Genomic DNA, 3356 nt, shown 5'->3' on the forward strand with positions numbered 1-3356 from the left:
GGCCTGGCCGCGTCGGCCTGGGCGATCCGTCGGCGTGCCGACGGGCGCCTCGGTGCCGTCGGCCTGCGTCGGCGCCGGCGCCACGTCGCTCACGGCCGCCTCGGGCACGGCCTCGAACAGCTTGCCGATGTCCAGCACCCGCAGCGTGCCCAGCCCGGGCACCAGGGCCAGGCCCTTGAGCAGCGGATCGCCGGGGGTGGGCGCCCGGTCGGGTTCAGCCAGATCGACCAGTTGCCGGCAGGTGTCCGCCGTGAGGCCGACCCACTGCCCCTGGCTTTCCAGCACGGCCACCCAGGGGCGCAGCGCGGCACCGGCGCGGGCCGGATCGGCGGCCACGTCCACCAGCGGCAGCTTGCGGCCCCGCAGCGTGCTGATGGCCACCGTGAGGTGGCCGGGGGGCATGTTCAGTTCGACGTGCGGCACGGGCACCACCGTATGGATGGCGCTGGCCGGCACGGCCCACAGGTCGTCGCCCACGGCGAAGACCGCATGCCGTTCGGTGGGGACCTGGTCCGGGGCGCGTGCCGCAGGCGCCAGGTCCTTTGGCGCTGCACCGTCCTCGCACCAGACCTGGCACAGGGCCATCAGGCGGTCGACCTCGAGCACCGACAGGATCGGCGCGCCGGCCGAGGCGGGCACGACCGACTGGAACCATTCCTCCTGGCCGCCGTCGTGGTGCACGCGCACGATGGCCTGCGGATCGACGGGCTTCACGCCCAGGACCTCGTCCACCCGCAACCCGATCCGCGCCGGCCCCGCGTGCAGCACCAGCACCCGCTGTAGAGCGCCGCCCGCAGGCGAGGCCTGGATGGGCAGCCAGCGCTCCAGCGACACCACCGGCACGGCCCGGCCGTCCAGGTCGATCATGCCGGTCAGGGCGCCCTGGCGGCGGGGAAGGGCCGCCAGGCCCTGCGGCGGGATGGCAAGCGCGCGCTCCACATGCACCGCCGCGATGGCGATGTGGCAGTCGCCCACGCGCACCCGCACATGCGCCTGGGCGCGGGCAGGGGCAGGGGCTTCGGCGTCGGCGTCGGCCGCCGCTGGCGTGGAGGGGCTGCCCGGCTCGGTCATGCGCCCGTGCGTCCGGAACTGGCGCCTTGCAGCTTGTCCAGCAGCACGACGACGTCCTGGGTGGACGTTTCCTGGGCCAGCATGGCGTTGCGGATCTCGCCGATGGACTGGCTGGTGCTGTCCACCGCGGCCAGGATGCGGCTGAAGGCCGCGCCCACTTCTTCGGACAGGCGCCCGCCTTCGGCCACGCGGGCCACGCTGCTGCCCACGAGCTTGGAGATTTCCTGCGCGGCGAGCGCCGACTTTTCCGCCAGCTTGCGCACCTCGTCGGCCACCACGGAAAAGCCGATGCCGTGCGGCCCGGCGCGCGCCGCCTCGATGGCGGCATTGAAGGCCAGCAGATGCGTCTGGCTGGAGATTTCGCCGATGGTGGCCACGATGTCGCGGATGTCGGCGGACGACTGCTCGATGGCGGCGATGGCCTCGCGCGAGCGCGCCAGCACCTGGTGGCCCTGGCCGGCCTCGCGCTGGGTCTGGGTGGCCAGGTCGGCCGAGCGCTCGGAGTTGCGCGCCACCTGCTGGATCGAGTCCGAGATGGTGCGCAGCACGGCGCCGATGTCCCGCACCTTCTGCGACACGGCGGTCTCGCGTTCGACCTGCTCGGTCACGTTGACCGCGAACTTCACCACCTTGTACACGCGGCCTTCCACGTCGAAGATGGGGTTGTAGGTGGCCTGGATCCAGATACCGGCGTCGTGCTTGCCGATGCGCCGGTAGCGCGCGCTCTGGAACTTGCCCTCGCCCAGGTCCGCCCAGAAGTCGCGGTAGGTCTGCGTCTTCACGAAATCGGGGTCGCAGAACATGCTGTGGTGCTTGCCCCGGATCTCATCGAGCGTGTAGCCCATGGTGCGCAGGAAGTTCGGGTTGGCGGTGAGAATGCGGCCATCCACGCTGAACTCGATCACCGCCTGCGACAGGCCGATGGCATCGAGCTTGCCCTTGGTCTCCGCGGCCTGGCGCGTTTCCTCGGTGATGTCGGTGGCGAACTTCACCACCTTGTAGGGCTTGCCGGAGGAGTCGAGGATGGGGTTGTACGACGCCTGGATCCACACGTCCGAGCCGTCCTTGGCCACGCGGCGGTAGCGCCCGGCATCGAATTCGCCGCGGGCCAGCCGCTCCCACAGCCGCGCGTATTCCGCCGAGCGCACCACTTCCGGGGTGCAGAACATCCGGTGGTGCTGGCCGACGACCTCGTCCTCGGTGTAGCCGAACACCTTCAGGAAATTGGGGTTGGCGTGCAGCACCTTGCCGCGCAGATCGAACTCGATCATGGCCTGCACCCGGTCCATCGCGGCGATCTTGCCCTCGAAGTCGGCCTGGGCCTGGCGCGCCTGGGTCACGTCGGTGGCCAGCTTGACCACGCCCACCGGGCGCCCGGCACTGTCGAAGATGGGGTTGTAGGAGGCCTGCAGCCACACCGGCTCGGCGTTCCTGGTCAGGCGCTGGAACACGCCTTCGACGATCTCGCCGGCGGCCAGGCGCTCCCACATGGCGCCGTAGGCCGCGCTGGCCGCCACGTCGGGCGGGCAGAAGATGCGGTGGTGCTGCCCGACGATGTCCTCGAGGGCGTAGCCCATGCGGGCCAGGAACAGGGGGTTGGCGTGCTGGACCTTGCCGGCCAGGTCGAATTCGATGGTGCATTGCACCCGTTCCAGCGCGGCCAGCAGGCCCGTGGTGCGTGCGCGTTCCAGCTCGGACGCGGCAAGGGGTTCTGTGAAGGCGTTCATGGTCGCAAGGTCCTGGTGGGCGGCATCTAGGGGTTATCGGCCACTGCAGCCCAGGCTTGAATGCCGGGCCTGCTGGAAAACCGGCGAGGCGTAATGTGATGGTTTGAAGCCGCGCCCGCCGCCAGCGTCACAATAGACCCGCACCGCGCAGGGCCTTTGGGAATCTTGACGGCCCTGTGCGCGTCGCGCAAGCCCATGCCGGCCGAAACCGGGGTTTTTTGCCCGCCATCGCCGCCCGGCGCGGGGGCCCGGGGTGCCGCTCCCCCCGTTTCACGCCATGGTGCGGCGCAGCCAGTCGGTGAAGGCCGCGCATTCCCAGCGGTCCATGGTACCGGTGCGCCAGCACAGGTAGTGGGCGTGCGGGCTGGGTGCCTCGCCGGGAAAGAGCCGCACCAGGGTGCCGTTTTCCAGCCAGGGCGCGCCCAGCTTGAGCCGCACCAGCGCCACGCCCATGCCGGCCGCGGCGGCATCGCACATCAGGCCGATGTCGTTGAACTGCGAGCCCTCGGTGGGCTCGGCCCAGTCCAGGCCGCTGGCGCCGAACCAGGTGCGCCAGGG

Annotated in this window: 3 protein-coding genes; all 3 read right to left on the minus strand. The window is 71.0% G+C overall.

The genetic code is table 11. The features are described 5' to 3' along the window. A partial coding sequence (locus AC27IO_RS22030) for a chemotaxis protein CheW (RefSeq protein WP_498740761.1) occupies positions 1-1071 on the minus strand: 1071 nt, incomplete at its 3' end. Continuing rightward, positions 1068-2798 (minus strand): methyl-accepting chemotaxis protein, encoded by a 1731-nt coding sequence (locus AC27IO_RS22035; protein WP_284431100.1) that lies wholly within the window; start codon positions 2796-2798, stop codon positions 1068-1070. The genes AC27IO_RS22035 and AC27IO_RS22030, both read right to left, overlap by 4 nt. Before the next feature lie 270 nt (positions 2799-3068). Next, a partial coding sequence (locus tag AC27IO_RS22040) for a LysR substrate-binding domain-containing protein (protein ID WP_498740762.1) occupies positions 3069-3356 on the minus strand: 288 nt, incomplete at its 5' end.

It is taken from the genome of Acidovorax sp. KNOB132, assembly GCF_057541515.1.